The sequence below is a fragment of the Corynebacterium tuberculostearicum genome, from assembly GCF_032821615.1.
Taxonomy (GTDB): domain Bacteria; phylum Actinomycetota; class Actinomycetes; order Mycobacteriales; family Mycobacteriaceae; genus Corynebacterium; species Corynebacterium tuberculostearicum_H.
This window is the reverse complement of the sequence record NZ_JAVBIF010000007.1, coordinates 53,631-72,483: the sequence shown is the minus strand read 5'-3', so window position 1 is coordinate 72,483 and position 18,853 is coordinate 53,631. Positions and strand designations below refer to the sequence as shown.

Below are 18,853 nucleotides of genomic sequence, written 5' to 3'. Positions count from 1 at the left end.
GCAGTACCTTCCGAGTTGAAAGGAACACAGAAGTGGCTAATCCCGCGCTTCCATCGTTCAAAAAGATTCTGGTAGCCAACCGTGGCGAAATCGCCGTGCGTGCATTCCGTGCTGCCTTCGAGACCGGGGCAAAGACCGTCGCGGTCTACCCTCGTGAAGACCGTAACTCCTTCCATCGTGCCTTTGCAGATGAAGCCGTCCGTATTGGTACCGAGGGGCAGCCGGTAAAGGCTTATCTCGATATCGATGAAGTCATTCGCGCCGCGAAGAAGGCGGAAGCGGATGCTATTTACCCCGGCTATGGTTTCCTTTCGGAGCGCGCGGATCTTGCTCGTGCCTGTGAGGACAATGGAATTAAGTTCATTGGCCCGACCCCATCCACGCTGGATTTGACTGGTGATAAGGCTGCAGCGGTAAGCGCGGCGAAGGAAGCTGGGCTGCCGACGTTGCAGGACTCGGAGCCATCGACGGACGTCGATAAGCTGGTGGAATACTCCAAGGATTTCAATTTCCCCGTATTCGTTAAGGCCGTCGCCGGTGGCGGCGGGCGCGGAATGCGCTTCGTAGAATCCGAAGATCAGCTGCGCGAGAAGGCTGCCGAGGCCTCCCGCGAAGCGGAAGCCGCTTTCGGCGATGGCAGCGTCTACCTTGAAACCGCAGTAATCAAGCCACAGCACATCGAGGTGCAGATTCTGGCTGATAGCCAAGGTAACGTCATTCACCTTTTTGAACGTGACTGCTCCGTCCAGCGCCGCCACCAGAAGGTAGTGGAAATCGCCCCGGCGCCGACGCTAGACCCAGAGCTGCGTGACCGCATCTGCCAGGATGCGGTGAAGTTCTGCGAGCACATCAACTATGAGGGCGCGGGCACCGTGGAATTCCTTGTGGATGAGCGCGGCAACCACGTCTTTATCGAGATGAACCCTCGTGTGCAGGTGGAGCACACCGTGACCGAGGAAATCACCGGCGTCGACATCGTGAAGGCACAGATGAATATCGCGGCCGGTGCCTCGCTGGAGGATATTCACCTCGCCCAAGACAAGATTTCCATCACCGGGTCTGCCCTGCAGTGCCGCATTACCACCGAGGATCCCAATAACGGCTTCCGCCCGGATACCGGTACGCTGACCGCGTATCGTTCGCCGGGCGGCGCTGGCGTGCGTTTGGACGGTGCAACTTCTGTGGGTGCAGAAGTATCGCCGAACTTTGACTCTTTGCTGGTAAAGATGACCTGCCGCGGCGTCAATTTCGAGCAGGCCGTGCAGCGCGCCCAGCGCGCGCTCAACGAGTTCCACGTCTCCGGTGTGGCCACCAATATCGGCTTTTTGCGTGCTCTGTTGCGTGAACCGGACTTTACTCAGACCCGTGTGGACACCGGCTTCATCAACGCGCACCCGCACCTACTCAAGGCGCCGCCCGCCGTCGATGAGTCTGGTCGCATCCTCGAGTACATCGCGGAGACCACCGTTAATAAACCCAACGGCAAGCGCCCGACGGCGCTGCGTCCCTTTGATAAGCTCCCCGAGCTGGACCTTTCCGAGCCACTGCCACGCGGTTCCCGCGATGACCTGCTCGAGTTTGGTCCGCAAAAGTGGGCGGAGAAGATCCGCCAGCAGAATGCGCTGATGGTTACGGATACCACCTTCCGCGACGCCCACCAGTCCCTGCTTGCCACCCGCGTGCGTAGTACCGCCCTGGTTTCTGCAGCCGAAGCCGTAGCCCGCATGACCCCGAACCTGTTCTCGGTTGAGGCATGGGGTGGTGCGACTTATGACGTCGCCATGCGCTTCCTCCACGAGGACCCCTGGGTGCGCCTAGACATGCTGCGCGAGGCTATGCCGAACCAGAACATCCAGATGCTCCTGCGCGGGCGCAATACTGTGGGCTATACCCCGTACCCGGATTCGGTCTGCCGCGGCTTCGTCCAGGAAGCAGCCAAGTCCGGCGTGGACGTCTTCCGTATCTTTGATGCTCTTAACGACGTCTCCCAGATGCGCCCCGCCATCGATGCCGTCCTCGAGACCAATACCACCGTTGCTGAGGTGGCCATGGCGTACTCCGGTGACCTTTCGTCGCCGAAGGAGAACCTGTACACGCTGGATTACTACCTCAAGCTGGCCGAGCAGATTGTAGAGTCGGGAGCCCATATCCTTGCCATCAAGGATATGGCTGGTCTGCTGCGCCCTGAGGCCGCTTCCAAGCTGGTTATGGCGCTGCGCAAGGAATTCGACCTGCCGGTGCACGTGCACACGCACGATACCGCGGGTGGCCAGATGGCCACCTATTACTCTGCCGCCCTCTCGGGCGCAGACATTGTCGACGGCGCCTCCGCGCCGCTGGCCGGTACCACCTCGCAGCCGTCGCTGTCCGCCCTTATTGCAGCGTTCTCCCAGTCCAAGCGCGATACCGGTATCGACCTGCAGGCCGTATCGGATCTCGAGCCCTACTGGGAGGCCGTGCGCCAGCTCTACGCCCCGTTTGAGAACGGTATCCCTGGCCCGACCGGCCGCGTCTACAAGCACGAGATTCCAGGCGGTCAGCTGTCCAACCTGCGTGCCCAAGCCGCTGCCCTTGGCTTGGCGGACCGCTTCGAGGTCATCGAGGACACCTATGCAGCAGTCAATGAGATGCTGGGCCGTCCGACCAAGGTCACCCCGTCTTCCAAGGTTGTGGGCGACCTCGCCCTTCACCTTGTGGGTGCCGGCGTAGACCCTGATGACTTCGCTGCCAACCCGACCAAGTTCGATATTCCGGACTCGGTCAACCAGTTCCTCCGCGGCCAGCTCGGTACCCCTCCTGGTGGCTGGCCGGAGTTGCGCGATAAGGTGCTCGACGGTCGCGAGGAAACCGGCGCCAAGGTGAGCGAGGTTCCTGCGGAAGAACAGCCGCATCTGGAATCCGATAACTCGGATGAGCGCCGCGCCAGCCTGAACCGCCTGCTCTTCCCCAAGCAGTTCGAGGAGTTCAACGAGTTCCGCCGTAAGTACGGCAATACCGAGGCGCTGACGGATACCACCTTCTTCTACGGTCTGACTGAAGGCGAAGAAAAGGTAGTCCACTACTTCCCAGAAGGCTCCACCGATCGCGCCGATCTCAAGCAGGTCGTGGTGCGTCTCGACGCCGTGGGTGAGCCGGATGAAAAGGGCATGCGTAACGTTGTGCTCAATGTCAACGGTCAGATTCGCCCGATGAAGGTTCGCGACGGAAACGCCGAGTCCACCGTCGCCACCGTAGAAAAGGCCGACCCCATCAACGAGGGCCACGTCGCCGCACCATTTGCAGGTGTAGTCAACCCGACCGCCAAGCCTGGCGACGAGGTAAAGGCCGGCGACCAAATCGCCGTCATTGAGGCAATGAAGATGGAAGCTTCCATCTCCGCCACCAAGGATGGCGTGGTCGAACGCGTGGCCATTGGCCAGGCCACCAAGGTTGAAGGCGGCGACCTCATTGCCGTAATCAACTAATCAGCACACTCAAGCGCCCCGCTTCCCTCGAGTAATCTCCAGGGAGCGGGGCGCTGTGGTGTCTAGCTGTGGTGAAAATCAACGATTTCGCCCATCCAAATGACCAAAATCGTCGACGAAATCATTGCTCTAGATGGACGAAATCGTTGATTCGCGAGGATTGCGGAGGCTCGCCTTAACCAAGGATGACGGGCAATGCTAACGAGCCGACCAAGATGACAAACGTAACGACGAGGAAAGCTTTGGCCTGCCACCGAGCATAATTAAAGGACATTCCCGTACCGAAGCGTTTATCTACTAGGACCGCTGGGTCATCAGGGTTGTAGTACATTACACCCCATTTATAGAGGTGGTCATTGTCCGGTGATTCTTTGTCGTCATCGGGAAAGTGGATGCCGCGCAATTGCTCGGATAACCGGGATTGCTTGTAGAGAAGAAATACAACTAGACCGATGCTGCCACCAATGGTGAGAATCAACATTGTGATGATCGCGGCGCCGTTGAAGCGTTGATAATGCGGGATAGGGCCGGTTACCTGCATCAGTGCGATCCCGGCGCTGATGAGCAGAGTGAGGACTCCCATGCCGGTGTTCGTGACAGCGAGGTTGGCTTCGTTACGCAGCCGCGCTTTTATGCTGCGCTCAGAGCGTGGGGATACCTCACTATGCGCGATAAAAGAGCAGATGATGGTGAAAAGGCAGAGCATGCCTAGAGCGGCGAAAGAGGAGAAAAACACGCTCCCAATTGTTTTGTCGCTCCAATTGTCGGCTTCCATGGAGCCATTCCAGTGCACGGGAACGGGGTCAGGAATATCGGACCAGTGGGAAGCGACGATGATTACACCGGCCGCGATGCACAACAGGGAAGAGAGCATGGTTACCCATGGAAAAGTCGGCGTAGGGAAGCCGTCGAAGTTGGGCGTGCCAATGGATTTGTGGGAAACACGGGCAGCGATGGTGGTTTCCACCTCGTCGAACCAGCCGCCCGCTTTTTTAGCGGCGATGATGCGGCGGCGCTGGGATAGATAAGCCCACATGCCACCGAGCGCTACCACGAGGGAAGGTACGGCGGCTAATAGCGGTAGTTTCCAGGCAAAGAGGGACAGGACCGTCGCCGCAATGCCACAGGTCCACGTTCGTACCTTGAATCCGGCAAGGGCGGAGGTAACGGCAGGATCGGAAAGATAAGCCTTGGGTACGCGGACGCCGAGCGGTGTGCCAGGTGAGGCCAGGGAGGGCGTTTGGGCCATAATCCAAGTGATAGCAAGGGTGGTGGCGGCCATTAAAAGTGTGAAAATCATGACGATACTTCCAGGTCATTAAGGGTGGAGCTGAGTCGAGCGTGGAGCTCATCTGGGCTAAAGCCCTGTGCGCGGGCGAGTGCGACTATGCGGCTTAATTGCTCTTCTAGTTGTTTTTCTTGCGCGGCGGTGCGAGCACCAGGCCTGACGATGGATCCGGAGCGGCCGGCGGTTTCTACGAGGCCCTCGGAAACCAAGAGGTCGTATGCCTTCTTCACGGTGGCGGGGTTAATGCCTATATCCTTGGCAACGCGGCGGACGGGATCTAGCTTGTCGCCATCGGAAAGCTGTCCGTGAGCGATAGCCAAAACGATTTCATCGTGAATCTGTTGAAATACGGGGACGTCAGATTCGGGGTTAAGGGTAATGAACATCTGTCACCTCCAATCTTTTTCTGTATTACTTATAGTAACACAATCTGTATTGCTAGTTGTAATACAAAATGAGATCCCAAAGAAACCCCAGGCATGTGTGACTTAATGCAGTGACGTACCTGGGGTGCGGGGCAGGGAGACTAGAGGAAAAGGGCTACTGCGATGGCAGCAATACCGTAGCTCCCGCGCATGAAGTAGCCGAAGACCTCGGGAGAGAAGGAGGCGCCGAAGCCGCCGGTATCGATGATATTCATGGTGGTCACACGTGCGGGGCGGGAACGTTTAAAGGCGGCGTAGGTAAGCCCTAAACAACACGCTACGAGCGTTATCAAAGACAGCTTCCATACGAAGGCGATGAAGGCGGTGCCAAGAACTGCGGCACCTGCGGAAGCAGCCAAGGGCAGCCCCCAGTCGGGCCAGGCACCCTCGATGATGCGGCCGAAGGAGGCGGCGCGGCCGGTGGCGGCGCCGACGATGGTCCATGCAGCAGCGAATCCTATGAGCGCCAGGCTGCCGAGTTGTGGGGCAAGGCCCAGAGTGAGGCCGATGACGGCGACCGCACCGAGAGGGATATACCACCGGCGATACAGGCGCCGGGCAAAGAGGAGACTGAGCGAAGTCGTGGCATGCGAGCGCGGACGAAGACGCGCGGACTGGGAGGCAATAGCATCAGCAGAAATCTCAGAGTCCAAAATCCCAAAGGAAGAAGAGCCGACGGCACGAGTACGGCCCGCGCGGAGGAGCGAGGCGAGATCGAAGGATCGCCAGCCAATGACAAACCGCAGCAGAGGGAGGGCTATCGCCGCATAGAGCGGAAGGTGCAGTGATGCACACAGAGCAAGACCTAGGAGGCTGACGCCGGCGAGCTGGGCAATGGACAGCTTATCGACGCCCCGCATACGCCCCCGCGGCCTATCCGCATAGACCCAACGCCCGAGCGAGAGGCTGCGCAGCGGGTAGAGCGCCTCGAGGAGAACCATGAGGGCGAGCGAGCCGACCCCAGCGCCGATGGTCGCGGTGGCGGGCAGGGCCGCGGCTGTGCGCTGCGCGAGCGAGGGCAAAACCTCGGCGGCATTCTGCCAAGCGTAAACACTGACGCTCGCGATGAGCGCCGCTATAAAGGCGTAATAGAGGGCTGAGGAGGCTGTGGACAGAAGCTTCATGAAATCTCCACCACCTCGTCGCAGGCATCGAAGATGGCCGGGGAGTGGGAGGCCAGCACTACACAGCGGCCCTCGGCGGCGAGGTGGCGCAGCTCCTCGGCCAAGAAGGCGGTCCAGGTGTGGTCAAGGTGGCGCTCGGGTTCGTCGATAAGCAGGGCCTTGGCCGGCTGATAGAGCTGGGCGGCGAGGTAGACGCGTTGGCGCTGGCCAGAAGAAAGGTCGCTGACCGCGGAGTTCCGGATGGCGTCGTCGATAGCCCAGAGCTCATGGACCTCGGCAAAGTCCACGCCGGAGCGGCGCGAAAGCAGGGTGAAGTGCTCGCCGACGGTGAGGTCAGGCAAGAAGACCGGGTCCGCGACTGCGATGACGGAGCCGGCGGCCTCTGCGCTGCCGGGTGCGGCACCGTCGATGGTAACGGTGCCCTCGAGTGGGGCAATTTCGCCGCTCAAGGTCTGCAGCAGCGTAGATTTACCCGCACCATTGGGGCCCTTCAAGCCGTATACGCGACCGGCGTCGAAGGTGCGATTCAGGCGCCCTAAAGCGGTGGAATGTCCATAAGTTGCATCTATTTTCAGCATCGTAGCTAGGTTAGCAGGAGGGCGGCCGGACCTAGGGGCGAGCTAGAAGCGGCGGAAGAACTTGCCAGGCGCGAGTTCTTCGAATCCGGGCAAGGGCTCAGCGGAAGAGATGCCGGGGGCAGTTTGCTCGGCCGCGAGGTCGATGGCATTGGCGATAAGCAACTCGCGGGCGGCGGGGTCATCGCTGGAGACGATGAGCTCGGGAATGTCTTCGGGGTCGAAGGGGGTGAGCCAGGTGGCGTCGTCAAGCGGGTGCGCCGAGGGATCGCCCAAGAAAGCTGGGCCTTTGTCGGCGGCGGGGTAGTAGCGCAGGAGCGCGGCGCCGCGGGGAGCAACGGTGGGGTCCTCGTTGGCGGCCATGGGCAGGGCGATGACCCCGCCGTCCACAATGGGGGACCAGTCCGCAATAGAAGAAGGGAAGAGGCCCGCAAGATAGTCGCGGTCCTCTTCCTTGGCCAAGCGCACGCCGAGGGAAGAATCAGTCATTCTTCCAAGGCTAGCGGGGCAGGCTACTTGATTTCCAGCAGTACGCTGCCCTTGGTGGTAGAAGCGCCTGCTTCCACGGCCAAGCCGGTAACGGTGCCGGCCTTATGCGCCTTGACGGGGTTTTCCATCTTCATGGCCTCGAGCACGAGGAGAACCTCGCCCTCGGTGACCTCTTGGCCTTCTTCGACGTTGACCTTGATGACCGTGCCCTGCATCGGGGAGGTAACGGCATCGCCGGACACTGCGGCCTTGGCGCCAGAGCCCTTGCGCTTCTTCTTTTTGCGCGGGGCACCGTTGGCGCCGAAGGAGGCGGGGAGGGCAACCTCGATGCGGCGGCCATCGATTTCCACGGTGTGCACCTGGGAAGGCTCGGCCTCGGCGGCCTCTGCATCGGTGGAGTCATCGTGGGCGGGCAGCTGGTTATCCCATTCCTCTTCGATCCACTTGGTGTAGACACGGAAATTGCCGTCTTCTGCGGTAAAGGCAGGGTCAGCAACGACAGCCTGGTCAAACGGGATAACGGTGGGCAGGCCCTCCACCGTGTACTCGGACAGGGCGCGGGCGGAGCGACGCAGCGCGGTCTCGCGGTCTGGGCCCCAAACGATGAGCTTGGCCAGCATGGAATCGAATTGGCCGCCAATAACGGAGCCCTGGACGACGCCGGAATCAACGCGCACGCCCGGACCTGCTGGCTCGGAGTACTTCACGATGGTGCCAGGGGCTGGCATGAAGTTCGCCGCGGCATCCTCGCCGTTGATGCGGAACTCGAAGGCGTGGCCACGCGGGGTGGGGTCTTCCTTGAGCGAGAGCTCGTGGCCCTCAGCGATACGGAATTGCTCGCGCACGAGATCGAGGCCCGTAGTTTCCTCGGAAACTGGGTGCTCCACCTGCAGGCGGGTATTGACCTCTAGGAAGGAAATGAGGCCGTCGGCGCCCACCAGGTATTCCACGGTGCCTGCGCCGTAGTAACCGGCCTCGCGGCAGATGCGCTTGGCGGACTCGTGGATGGAGGCGCGCTGCTCCTCGGTGAGGAAAGGGGCCGGGGCTTCTTCGACCAGCTTTTGGAAGCGGCGCTGCAGGGAGCAATCGCGCGTGCCGACGACGACTACGTTGCCGTGCTTATCCGCCAGCACCTGGGCCTCGACGTGGCGGGCCCGATCTAGGTAGCGCTCTACGAAGCACTCGCCGCGGCCGAAGGCGGAGGTTGCCTCACGGGTAGCGGATTCAAAGAGCTCGGGGATTTCCTCTGCGGAGTAGGCCACCTTCATGCCGCGGCCGCCGCCGCCAAAGGCAGCCTTGATGGCTACGGGCAGGCCGTATTCCATGGCGAAGGACTGCACCTCATCGGCGCCGGCTACCGGATCTTTGGTGCCTGGGGCCATGGGGGCTTCGGCGCGCTCGGCGATGTGCCGCGCGGTAACCTTGTCTCCCAAGTCACGGATGGACTCGGGGGAGGGGCCAATCCAAGTCAGGTCGGCGTCGATGACGGCTTGGGCAAAGTCGGCGTTTTCAGACAAGAAGCCATAGCCGGGGTGGATGGCATCGGCGCCGGATCTTTCTGCGGCGTCCAGAATCTTGTCAAAGACGAGGTAGGACTCGGCAGAAGTGGTGCCGCCGAGGGCAAAGGCTTCGTCGGCAAGCGAGGCAAAAGGTGCCTGGGCGTCTGGCTCGGCGTAGACGGCGACGGAGGCAATGCCAGCGTCGCGGGCCGCGCGGATCACGCGAACGGCGATCTCACCGCGGTTCGCCACGAGAACCTTAGAGATCTTTTTGGTTTCTACTGCCACGGCAGCAACCTCCTGAACACATTAGGTTGAATACGCAATCTATTCTTGCACACAAAAGCATGAGTTAATTTTCACGCACGCGAGTGGGGATGTTTTTGAACAAAAATAAACCCACATCCCTGCCGGATATGGGTTTATGTGGCGAAACCGAAAAGTTAACGCTCAATCGGCATTTTCACCATATTGCCCCACTCAGACCACGAACCATCGTAGACCTGCGTCTTTGTGAATCCCAAAAGATGCGTCAACACAAACCAGGTGTGCGCGGCCTGCGCGCCCACGTGGGAGTAGAGGATCGTTGCAGATTCAGGCTCCAACATTCCGTAATTAACCTTGAGCTCCTCGGCCGAGCGGAAGCAGGAGTTGGGATAGTTGGAACGGTCCCATTCGAGGTTGATGGCGCCCGGGATATGGCCGTGGCGCATGGTGGTGCCGTAGGCGGAATCGCCATTGGGATCGTGCTCGGTGGCCTCGCCCGCAAACTCCTCTGGGGAGCGGGTATCCACGAGCGCTCCTTCGGACTCGCGCACCTGGTCTACGAAGGCACGCAGGACGGAATCATCGCGGCTTACCTCGGGGTATTCGGATTCGGGGAAGTCCGGCACCATGAAGGAAGTATCGCGTTCCTCGGCCATCCAGGCATTGCGGCCACCATCGAGCAGGCGAACATCCTTGTGGCCAAAGAGGGTAAATACCCACAGGGCGTAGGCGGCCCACCAGTTGGACTTATCGCCATAAAGGACAATCGTATCGTCGGCATTAATGCCCTTATCCCGCATCAAGGCAGTGAACTCTTTGCCATCGATGAAATCGCGAGTAAGCGGGCTCAATAGTTCCGTGCGGAAGTTGATACGGGTGGCGGTGGGGATATGGCCAATGTCATAGAGGAGCGAGTCTTCATCGACCTCGATGACGCGCAGGCCCTTGATGCCTAGGCGTGCGGACAGCCACGGTGCAGACACGAGGCGCTCGGGGTGTGCGTATTCCTGAAATGGGGGATAGGGATCAACGTCAGCCACTGTCCGCCTGCCTTTCCTATAAGGGTTAGTAATTTGCTCCCACCACTTTAACCCGAATTTTCCCGTGGTGATCACCCGGGGATCATTCCTGTGGTGTGCGATACAGGGCTCGGCCGGGGAAATAGGGGCGCCGGCCGACGGGGTTAGGCGGAGGGGGCAGTTGGCCGCGCGGGGGAGGAAAAGCTGGGATAAACTTGGGATATGGTGCGAAAACGTGCTATGAACACCACCTAAGAAGGGAACTGCTAGTGCACAAGGCAATCGTTGTATTTGAGGTAGAGGGCGGCTCCGATAAAGGCGCAGATGGTCACCGTAAGGACACCATGCCGATCGTCAACGCGATCAAGGAACAAGGCTGGGATGCGGAGGTCATCTACTTCCACCCAGACAAGGCAGAGGAAATCTACGCCCAGGTTTCTGAAAACTTTGATGCTTATATCTCTCGCGTGAACCCAGGCAATATCCCCGGTGGCGAAAAGGGCTACTTCCAAATGCTCACCAAGCTGGCAGACGCCGGCCTGGTAGGCATGTCCACTCCGGCGGACATGATGGCCTACGGCGCCAAAGATGCACTGGTCAAGCTCAATGACACCCCGCTGGTGCCGGACGATACCGCCGCGTACTACGAGGTAGAAGAGCTGCACGATACTTTCCCCACCTCGCTGTCTTATGGCGAGCGTGTACTCAAGCAAAACCGCGGTTCCACCGGTGAGGGCATCTGGCGCGTGCGCCTCGCGGACCAGGAGCTTGCCCAGTCCGTAGAACCGGGCACCGCGCTCCCGCTCGATACCGCCCTGAAGTGCACCGAGGCAGTAGACAATCAGACCCATGACTACAAGCTGGGCGCCTTCATGGACTTCTGTGACCAGTACATTGAGGGCGATAACGGCATGCTGGTGGACATGCGCTTTATGCCGCGCATTGTAGAGGGCGAAATCCGTATTCTCCTCGTGGGCGATGAGCCGGTATTCATCGTGCACAAGAAGCCAGCGGAAGGCGGCGACAACTTCTCTGCCACCCTCTTCTCCGGCGCAAAGTACACCTACGATAAGCCGGAATCTTGGCCGGAACTGTTGGAGATGTTTAAGAAGGCCCGCCCCGTTATCGCAGAGAAGCTCGGCGATACCAAGGATGTTCCCCTGATCTGGACCGCGGACTTCATGCTTGACGATGCCCCCGATGGCACCGACACCTATGTCCTCGGCGAAATCAACTGCTCTTGCGTTGGCTTCACCTCCGAACTAGACATGGGCATCCAAGAAAAGGTCGCCGCCGAGGCGATTCGTCGCGTTCAGGACGCGAACGCCTAGCGCACGCTGTATTCTGCCAAGTGGCCCCACGGGTGACCGTGGGGCATTTTCCTACCATCCCCTAAAGCATTTTCGAAGGACCAGATTATGGCTGATAATGATTTCAACTCCGACGGGTTCCCGAAGGATTTTTCTCCGCGCGATTTTTCCGAGACCCCGCAGCACCGCGCCGAGGATGCGGCGAAAAGCGCTGGGGTTACCGGCGCCTCCGAGGTGAATGAGACCAAGGAATTCGGCTCTACCGATGCCAAGGAGACGAAGTCTTTCGGCCACACCGATAAGCCTGGTGAGTCTGGACATTCGAGTGACCTTTCCTCTCCGAAGCCGAGCGCGGAGGGCAACTCCTCTGACTTCTGGGCCTCCTCGAGGCCCTCCACCCCAAGCGAGGGCGCTGCCTCCCGTGCGCATAATCCATTTACGGATTCGGCACCGTCGGATGCTGCTGCGAACGGCAACCAATTCGGCTCCGCCCAGTCCGCTAGCGATCAGCCGGTTTTCGGCAGCTATACCCAGCAGCAGAACACGAACCAGGGATTCGGACAGTTCCCGCAAGCAGGCGATGCTTCTGCCGATTCCGGCCAAATCCTCGGTGATAAGAAGAGCCAGATGAGTGACACCCTCAAGGGCTTGGGCAAGAAGGACGGCCTATTGGGCGGGCTCTTTGAGTTCGAGTTTAAGCACTTCCTGACCCTCACCCATGTGAAGGAAATCTACAAGGTCGCCATGATTCTTGGCGGCATCATGTGGATCCTTCACCTCCTCGGTGCCTTCTTCTTCGCCACCGGCATGGGCATTTATGGCATTCAGGAAGATTCCGCGTCCGCCATCTTCGGAAGCATTTTTGCGTTCATCTTCCTGGCGGTACTGAGCACTGTCATTTACTACGCAATCATGGTTGCCATCAGGCTATTCCTGGAAGCCATGGTGGCGAACGTGCGCATTGCGCAAAACACCGGCGACATCCTGGACAAGATGGACTAGCACTGTAATGAGCTGATTGCTCAATTAAGCGAGCAACGACGAGCGCCCAGCGAAATTCCGCTGGGGCGCATTGTATTGCGGGCCCAGACGATTAAATGCCGGCCTAAAAGTTAGTCGTAGGTGCCAAGCTGGTAGCTGGGAAGGTCAACCCACATCTTGTTGAATTCCGCGACTTCGCCGGATACCGGTTCGAGGGAATCGTCCTGTGCCCGCAAGCGCACGGTGTGGTGGGCGGTAATGCCCTCCGCGGTGGTGCGGCTGCGCTCTCCCCACGTGAAATCGACCTCGTTGTCTGAGACCGGGGTGACGCTCTCAACCTTGTGGAAGATGGACATGTCCTTTACCGGGGCACCGTTGACATAGAGGGCTAGCCCATCAGCAATCGAGGCGCCGGTGCCTGCCGGACCGTTTAAATCGCCCATTGAGCCGCGGAAGATGATCCAGCTGATCGTCGAGCACGGGTCATAGGAGTTGTCGATATCGGCGATCCAGTAATTGAAATCGCTGCCGTCATCAGCGGGCATGCGTCCAGGTGCCGTGCCAGAGGCGTAGACCTTGCGCGGGTCGTTGGGGAGCTCCGTGCACTCGCTGTCCTCGCTCTTATCCTGCTGCGGCGTGGTCGCTTCATCGCCCCCGTCGGTGGACTCGGACGGGGAGGGTGCGGCCGCGGAAGCTGCATCGTCCCCGCCGGCGGAATCATCTTCGGCAGGTACTTGGCTGGAAAAGACCGGCTGATGGGAGGAAGAAGAATCTTCCTGAGTACCGCAGGCGCTCAGCGTGAGCGGCACGGAAACAGTGAGCAATACGGCGGCAGAGAAGCGGTGTAGGTAGCGCGGTGTCACGGCAGGCATGCGGGAACTCCAGGATTAGTCGAGGAGGGTGGCGACGGACTCCGGGTCGGCGTCGGAAAGCATTTGGCGAATGCGGTCGTACTCATCGTCCTCGCCGATGGCCTTTGCTGCGTGGCCGAGCGCGGCGATGGCGCGTAGGACACCCTGGTTCGGTTCATGGGAGAAGGGGACAGGGCCCCAACCCTTCCAACCATTGCCACGCAGGCGGTCGAGGCTGCGGTGGTAACCCGTGCGCGCGCAAGCGTAGGCGGTGATGAAAGCGGACGGCTCAGAGCCTTCCTGCTCCTTGAGCTCCTGCTCCGCTAGGAGCGCCCACAGCAGCGGGGAATCGGGGTGGGCAACAATGCCGGCGGCGAGATCCGAGGTGGACTCTGCGCCGGGATCGGCCGGCAGCTCAATGGGTTTCGGGGCAAGCATGTCTTTCATTTCCATGCCACCCCACTGTAGCGGCGCCGGCGCGCGGCTACCAGAAATCGGAGACGTTCAGATCAAAGGCATAGAGCGCGCGGCGCACCACCGGCAGCGATAGTCCGATAACGGAGGAAGGATCGCCTTCGATGCGGTCAATGAACCAGCCGCCCATGGCTTCCAAGGTGAAGGCGCCGGCGCAGTGGAGAGGCTCGCCGGAGTGGGCATATGCTGCGATATCGGCCTCGCTGGCGTGGGCAAAGTGCACCGTGGTGGTGGACGTTTCTACATGGCGCTTATCGCCAAAGATAAGGCAGTGGCCGGTCAGCAGCTCGGCTGTGCGGCCGGCTTGCTGGTGCCAGCGCTCAATGGTGGCTTCCTCGGTAAGGGGCTTGCCTTGTAGCTCGCCGTCGAGCAGCAGCATGGAATCGCCGCCGATGACAGGCTCGGTGGGGTAGCGTTCGGCCACCTTTTCGGCCTTGGCGGTGGCGAGGGCCGCCACGACATCGGCCGGCGGGTGGCCTGCGAGCGAGGCTTCGAGAGAGCGCTCGTCTATATCGGCCGGCTCTAAAATGGGCTCCACGCCCGCGCCGCGCAGGATAGACGCGCGCGAGGGTGATTGGGAGGCAAGGATAAGCCGCATTAGAAGTACCGCACGGTATGGAAGGCGGAGGGGTTGTAGACGCGCTGCGCGCCAAAGCGCTCGAAGCGCTCGGCTGGGTTGCCCCATTCATTGCGCTCGCCGGTAGCGCCCGAGTGCTTTGCACTCATCTGCGCTAAGACTGTGCGCAGGGCCGCGAGCTCATCCTCGGTGGGATTGCCCTTTACTACCTTGATTTCAGGTGCAGACATGTCCCCTCCTAAACGGTTCCGTGCTTCTTCGGTACCTGGGCTACGGCCTTGCGCTCTAGCAGGCGCAGGCCTTCTACCAGGTAGTGGCGGGTTGCCTTTGGCTCGATGACATTATCGGCCAGCCCGCGCTCTGCTGCGGCATACGGGTGCAAGAAGAGCTCGTCCATCTCCTCTTCTTTGTCCTCCGAGCCATAAATGGCCAGGGAAGCTTGGGAGGCCTGGGTGACGGCAATTTCCGCGGTGGGCCATGCGTAGACCAGGTCCGCGCCGAGGTCCTTGGCGCCCATAAATACGTAGGCCGGGCCAATGGCCTTGCGGGTGATCACAGTGAGCTTGCCGACGCTCGCTTCAGCCTGCGCATAGGCAAACTTCGACGCTCTGCGCAGCAGTCCGGCCTTTTCCTCTTCCGGGGTAGGCACAAAGCCTGGGGAGTCCACGAATTCCACGATGGGGGTATTGAAGGCATCACAGGTACGCACGAAGCGTGCGGCCTTTTCTGCCGCGGCGGAGTCTAGAGCGCCGGCCAGCGCCAGCGGCTGGTTGGCAACGATGCCGACGGCGCGGCCATCGATGTAGGCAAAGCCGGTAAGGATGTTTTGTGCTGCCTCGGCAGAAAGCTCGAAGAAGGAGCCTTCATCGACGACAGCCTTGATGACATCGCTCATGTCATAGGCCTGCGCGGCGGTATCCGGGATGACGCTATTGAGATCGAAGTCCGCGACGCTACCGGCCTCCACGCGCGGCGCTTCAGCGCGGTTATTGGCGGGTAGGTAAGCCACAACGTCGCGCACGAGGGACAGAGCCTGCTTGTCATCGCTGGCCACCAAGTGGGCAGTGCCGGATTCCGCGTGGGCTGCGGCGCCGCCGAAGGTTTCCGGCTCCGCGCCGGCCACGTGGCTGGCGGCCTGGTGGAGGGCGGTGCCCTGGGTGACTACGAGGACATCGGCAAACGTTGGCGCGAACGCCGCAATGCCGCTGGTATTGCCTGCGACAACGGAAATCTGCGGGATGAGGCCCGAAGCCTGGGAGACACGCGCCATGAGGCGGGCGTATCCGGCCATGGTGACGATGCCTTCTTGTACACGCGGGCCGGTGGATTCATAGATGCCGATGATGGGCACGCCGGTCTTGATGGCGAGGTCATATATCTTGGTGAGCTTTTCGGCATAAACCTCACCCATCGTGCCATCGAAGATTTCGCCGTCCTGGCTAAAGACGCACACGCGGCGGCCGTCGATAGTGCCGTAGCCGGTGACCACGCCATCGGTATAAGGGCGGTCATGCTCGCGACCGAAGTCGGTAGAGCGGTGGCGGGCTAGCGCGTCCGTTTCCACGAAGGAGCCCTCATCGAGCAGCTGCGTCACGCGGGTGCGGGCGGCCGGCTCGCCTTCTCCCAGCGGCGCGCGGGACTCGGCGAGCTTGGCGTCCAGGTCCTCGATCTTGCCGGCGGTGGTTTTCAGGTCAGTCATAGGCCCCCACATTACTAGCGCACCCCGGTCAATGCGGAATGGAACGCTGCGGGGACGCGGTGCGGAAAATGATTGGGTGGCAAATGCCACCACAGTGTGGGCGGTGCATAAAACCTGGGAATTCCTTGGGTGGCACTAGGCCAAAGGGCCCTAATCTGGGGGTGGTTCCCACTGTAAACATTTAACGGTGCTGGGCAGGTGAGTGCCCATTATTGCACCTCAAGGTGGATAAAAGCATTAGAAAGATTTTCATTCAACTATTGATGTGTGCCCCGTAAGCCCTTATGATTGCCTGAGTCTTCATGAATGTTTCCCCTGATTTTAACGATCTATTAAGGACGGTCTTCTGGTGATTAAAAAGGGACTGCGTTTGCTCGCACCGCTCGCCGTAGCGGCTCTCTTCACGCCAGTGGCACACGCGGGAGATGTTCCCCCGATGCCGCAGGCATATCCCATTTCCAACCTCTACAAGAGCTGCAGTGCCGCCGGCGATAATGCAGAGCGCGAATGGCGCTTTGCAGAAACCGGCCGCCGCTACATGAGCGACGGCACCCTGCAGTTTAAAAACACCACCAACCAAGAAGTGCCCTACACCGCCGAGGTAGAAACTGGTACCAATCACGAGATTGAAGCCAATTCCAAGGCCAAGCTGCCTTCCGGTTGGGACACCACCGCTAAGTCCGATATTGGTCTGAAGATGACCAACGGCTGGCGCGATAAAGAAACCTTCGGCCCAGTGAAGCTGAAGCCGGGTGAGTCCTTCCGCGTCGAGTACGGCGTGATTGAAAAGGACTTCATCTCCATGTTCGTAGGCTGCAACGATGACCGCTTGGAAAATATCCCAGGCTCTAACGTCATCCGCGGTAAGGGCCCGGCCGAGCGCTACGCCTTTGCCTACATCATCAAGGCGGACGGCTCCGTGTCTGATCTGGCCATGGAAATTCCATCCCGTTCCCCGGGTGCAAACTCCAAGCCCATCGAGGGCAACTACACCTCCGTATCCGGCCCGAGCCTAGAGAAGATCGCCGATCCGAAGAAGGATGAGATCATGCAGCCTTCTGCGGATCTGCAGCGCGATCCCTCCTGGCCTAAGGAAGGCGATAAGTGTGAAGCCGGCGATAGCTCCTGGTACCCGCTGGACATCACCGCTGTAAAGCCGACCTACCGCAAGGCTGGTTACTCCACGGACTTCCTCAACTGGTCCAAGGGTGACTACGAGTTTGCACCGGTAACTGACTTCGTCGTTGGCGCCGAGCACGCCCCATACACCAACTGGCAGGGCAACCGCGGCGATATTCCGAAGGGCTGGCTGGAGTCCGTCGGTGCCGTAAAGCGCGCCTACATGCCGGTCGGCACCGAGCTCAAGCACGTCGACCTCAAGCCAGGCGAGCGCGTGCGTGTGGAGTATGGCACCACCATGACCCGCATTAACTACCGCGAGATTCACTGCGGCAAGAGCGGAGACTACGACCTCACCTCTAACTACAAGCAGACCTCCGCCCCGAGCGGCTTCTGGGCAGAGGCCAAGATCACCGATAAGGCCGGCAATACCCGCACCGAGGACGTCACTCCGGACGACTTCCGTGACCTGCCGGTTTCCACCCAAACCATCTACTAAACCCCACCACACCTACACAAGGAGAAAGTTCCATGTTCAAGTCCAAGATTGCTTCTACCACCGCGGCTCTTGCCGTTGCTTCCGGCCTCATCTTCGCTCCGGCCGCTAACGCCCTGCCGCAGCGCGACCTCGGCCCGGCCAACCCGACCACCATCGGTGAGCGTTGCTCCAACCCGGGTGATACCGGCCAGACCGTTGACATCAAGCGCACCTACTTCGATGGCTCCGCCGGTTCCTGGACCGTGTCCAACTACAACGATGAGCCGCTGCCCGTTACCCGTTCTATCAAGGAAACCAAAACCAAGACCTGGAATGTTTCCGCCGGCGTTGACTTCAAGCTGATGGACCTCATCAACTTCACCTTCTCCTCCAGCTACACCGATAGCCAGTCCTACGAGGTAGGCGAGCAGGTTGGTCCGTACAACATTGCTCCGGGCAAGACCGCCGTCCTGCGCGCCGGCTGGGTTGTCTCTGACTTCGAAGGCCAGAAGACCGTGTGCGGCTCCGACCACAAGTGGCAGGCCAACGGCGGCACCTTCACCGCCACCCTGCCGAAGGAGCGCCACATCGAGGTCTCCACCCGCGATAACAACGATTGGGGCTAAACGTGAGCAAGACGTCCATCGCTAGCGCCCTCGCGGCGCTGAGCCTGGTGGCCGCTCCTGTTGCCCACGCCGCTGATTTCGGTGGGGACTTTGAGCTGCCCCAGCGCTGGAACGACGACTACAAGCCAGGCACGCATTGCTCGACGCCAGGTGAAAACGGCACCTACGTCACCGCAAAGCGCCGCTGGTTCAAGCAGACCGACGCTACTAGCGTGGCAAACCGCAACGCCGAGGAAGTACCGGTCAAGCACACTGTTACCCAGGCTCGCACGCAGACCATCGAGGTCTCCGGATCCGTTGAGGGCACCGGCGAGCTGGCCAAGGTGCTGACCAAGACCTATGGCTTCAACTACGTCAGCGAGCAGCACTGGAAGCTAAACCAGGTGGTTGGCCCGTACACCTTGCCTGCGAACTCGCAGGGCAAGCTGGTATGGGGCTTTACCATGCTCGACACTGACGGTCAGGACGTGCGCTGCAACTCCGACCAGCAGTGGGAAGCCCAGGGCAAGCCGTATTCGGCTTCTGTGCCAGAAGCGCGCTACTCCGAGCTGCGCCTCGAAGACGCGCCTGAGTGGAACTAGGCCACCA

At 60.4% G+C, this 18,853-nt stretch carries 17 protein-coding genes and 1 pseudogene; 6 read left to right on the top strand and 12 right to left on the bottom strand.

The window, feature by feature from the left end; translation table 11 throughout:
• Positions 1–32: 32 nt before the first annotated feature.
• Positions 33–3,464: a pyruvate carboxylase gene (locus tag RAE09_RS07145; protein ID WP_316981317.1), complete on the top strand. Its 3,432-nt coding sequence runs from the start codon at positions 33–35 to the stop codon at positions 3,462–3,464.
• A gap of 253 nt (positions 3,465–3,717) precedes the next feature.
• Here RAE09_RS07145 and RAE09_RS11940 read toward each other — a convergent pair.
• The 7 genes and pseudogenes from RAE09_RS11940 to RAE09_RS07110 form a co-directional block, all read right to left on the bottom strand.
• Positions 3,718–4,338, bottom strand: a pseudogene (locus RAE09_RS11940) (DUF1648 domain-containing protein); the annotation flags it as partial.
• A 422-nt stretch (positions 4,339–4,760) separates the two neighbouring features.
• Positions 4,761–5,138, bottom strand: coding sequence for a GntR family transcriptional regulator (locus RAE09_RS07135; RefSeq protein WP_316981315.1), 378 nt, complete (start codon positions 5,136–5,138; stop codon positions 4,761–4,763).
• A 140-nt stretch (positions 5,139–5,278) separates the two neighbouring features.
• On the bottom strand, positions 5,279–6,301 hold the full coding sequence (locus tag RAE09_RS07130; RefSeq protein ID WP_316981314.1) for an ABC transporter permease: 1,023 nt from the start codon (positions 6,299–6,301) through the stop codon (positions 5,279–5,281).
• A complete protein-coding gene (locus RAE09_RS07125; protein ID WP_005322562.1) occupies positions 6,298–6,879 on the bottom strand; it encodes an ABC transporter ATP-binding protein in 582 nt (193 codons plus the stop codon). The genes RAE09_RS07130 and RAE09_RS07125 overlap by 4 nt, the downstream gene beginning before the upstream one ends.
• Positions 6,880–6,921: 42 nt before the next feature.
• Entirely contained in the window at positions 6,922–7,365 is a 444-nt protein-coding gene (locus tag RAE09_RS07120; protein ID WP_005326740.1) for a hypothetical protein, read from the bottom strand.
• Positions 7,366–7,388: 23 nt separating this feature from the next.
• A complete protein-coding gene (locus RAE09_RS07115) occupies positions 7,389–9,152 on the bottom strand; it encodes an acetyl/propionyl/methylcrotonyl-CoA carboxylase subunit alpha (protein ID WP_316981313.1) in 1,764 nt (587 codons plus the stop codon).
• A gap of 155 nt (positions 9,153–9,307) precedes the next feature.
• Complete coding sequence (locus RAE09_RS07110) at positions 9,308–10,171, bottom strand: sulfurtransferase (protein ID WP_150850515.1); 864 nt, start codon at positions 10,169–10,171, stop codon at positions 9,308–9,310.
• A 248-nt stretch (positions 10,172–10,419) separates the two neighbouring features.
• On the opposite strand from RAE09_RS07110, the gene RAE09_RS07105 reads away from it, so the two are divergent.
• Positions 10,420–11,481: a Cj0069 family protein gene (locus RAE09_RS07105; RefSeq protein ID WP_316981312.1), complete on the top strand. Its 1,062-nt coding sequence runs from the start codon at positions 10,420–10,422 to the stop codon at positions 11,479–11,481.
• An 87-nt stretch (positions 11,482–11,568) separates the two neighbouring features.
• Entirely contained in the window at positions 11,569–12,462 is an 894-nt protein-coding gene (locus RAE09_RS07100; RefSeq protein WP_316981311.1) for a DUF4282 domain-containing protein, read from the top strand.
• A gap of 110 nt (positions 12,463–12,572) precedes the next feature.
• On the opposite strand, the gene RAE09_RS07095 is transcribed toward RAE09_RS07100, so the two are convergent.
• From RAE09_RS07095 to RAE09_RS07075, 5 genes are read right to left on the bottom strand one after another with little or no spacing between them, the layout of a single operon-like run.
• Positions 12,573–13,313: a hypothetical protein gene (locus RAE09_RS07095; protein ID WP_316981310.1), complete on the bottom strand. Its 741-nt coding sequence runs from the start codon at positions 13,311–13,313 to the stop codon at positions 12,573–12,575.
• A 15-nt stretch (positions 13,314–13,328) separates the two neighbouring features.
• Positions 13,329–13,745 carry a DUF3151 domain-containing protein gene (locus RAE09_RS07090; RefSeq protein ID WP_316981309.1) on the bottom strand — a complete coding sequence of 139 codons (417 nt, stop codon included), beginning with the start codon at positions 13,743–13,745 and terminating at the stop codon, positions 13,329–13,331.
• A gap of 31 nt (positions 13,746–13,776) precedes the next feature.
• Positions 13,777–14,364 (bottom strand): Maf family protein, encoded by a 588-nt coding sequence (locus RAE09_RS07085; RefSeq protein WP_200435815.1) that lies wholly within the window; start codon positions 14,362–14,364, stop codon positions 13,777–13,779.
• Positions 14,364–14,573, bottom strand: a complete 210-nt coding sequence (locus RAE09_RS07080; RefSeq protein ID WP_198492599.1) for an acyl-CoA carboxylase subunit epsilon — start codon at positions 14,571–14,573, stop codon at positions 14,364–14,366. The genes RAE09_RS07085 and RAE09_RS07080 overlap by 1 nt, the downstream gene beginning before the upstream one ends.
• Before the next feature lie 8 nt (positions 14,574–14,581).
• Complete coding sequence (locus RAE09_RS07075) at positions 14,582–16,042, bottom strand: acyl-CoA carboxylase subunit beta (RefSeq protein ID WP_316981308.1); 1,461 nt, start codon at positions 16,040–16,042, stop codon at positions 14,582–14,584.
• A 349-nt stretch (positions 16,043–16,391) separates the two neighbouring features.
• Here RAE09_RS07075 and RAE09_RS07070 point away from each other — a divergent pair, with 349 nt between their 5' ends.
• Genes RAE09_RS07070 through RAE09_RS07060 form a run of 3 tightly spaced genes read left to right on the top strand, consistent with a single transcriptional unit; the run spans position 16,392 to position 18,846 of the window.
• The gene (locus tag RAE09_RS07070) at positions 16,392–17,660 is read left to right on the top strand and encodes a hypothetical protein (RefSeq protein WP_005326723.1); all 1,269 of its coding nucleotides are present in this window, start codon (positions 16,392–16,394) and stop codon (positions 17,658–17,660) included.
• Positions 17,661–17,692: 32 nt separating this feature from the next.
• Positions 17,693–18,265 carry a hypothetical protein gene (locus RAE09_RS07065; protein WP_005322542.1) on the top strand — a complete coding sequence of 191 codons (573 nt, stop codon included), beginning with the start codon at positions 17,693–17,695 and terminating at the stop codon, positions 18,263–18,265.
• 2 nt (positions 18,266–18,267) lie between these two features.
• Entirely contained in the window at positions 18,268–18,846 is a 579-nt protein-coding gene (locus RAE09_RS07060) for a hypothetical protein (protein WP_005326721.1), read from the top strand.
• The last annotated feature ends 7 nt before the right edge of the window (positions 18,847–18,853 follow it).